Source organism: Seonamhaeicola marinus (genome assembly GCF_008085455.1).
Genome location: NZ_VSDQ01000632.1, coordinates 1 through 554, shown reverse-complemented (window position 1 = coordinate 554; position 554 = coordinate 1). Strand labels below are relative to the sequence as shown.

Here is a 554-nt window from a genome sequence, read left to right as displayed (position 1 = left end):
ATCGGCTTTTTCTTTTAACTCACCCACTAAATAACCGTTTTCATTTACTTTAAAATCACAACAGTCCATAAAACCTTGAGCTATTAATTTTCTAGCACGCTGTATTTGAGATTTTACTGTGGGCAAAGGTAATTGCAATTGCTTTGAAACTTGCGCTTGTTTTAAACCCTGTATATCACTTAAAAACAACGGATCTCGGTATTTTTTTGGTAAGCTTTTAATAATACCGCGCAAACAATCGGCTTTGGTATGTTCTAATTTCTGGTCTTCAAAAACAAAATCATCATCGGTTGTTTCATAAACTATTTTTTTGCTTCTAAAATAATCTAAAACAGTATATCGGGCTATTGAAAAAATCCAAGATTTTAGCTTGTCTTCATCTTTTAAAGTATTAAGTTTTGTGTGTACTTTAATAAATGTTTCCTGCAATAAATCATCAGCAACTACAGCATCATTTACTTTACTTACAATAAAGTATTTAATAGCATCAGCATAAGTATTCCAAACATCTTTAGTCTTCATAAATCATCAATAAAAAATAGCGCTAATTCTAG

1 protein-coding gene is annotated in these 554 nt (G+C 30.3%); it reads right to left on the bottom strand.

Translation table 11 applies throughout. The annotated features are described in order from the left end of the window. On the bottom strand, positions 1-522 hold a 522-nt coding region (locus tag FUA24_RS10925; protein WP_148542221.1), incomplete at its 3' end, for a sigma-70 family RNA polymerase sigma factor. Positions 523-554 lie beyond the last annotated feature (32 nt).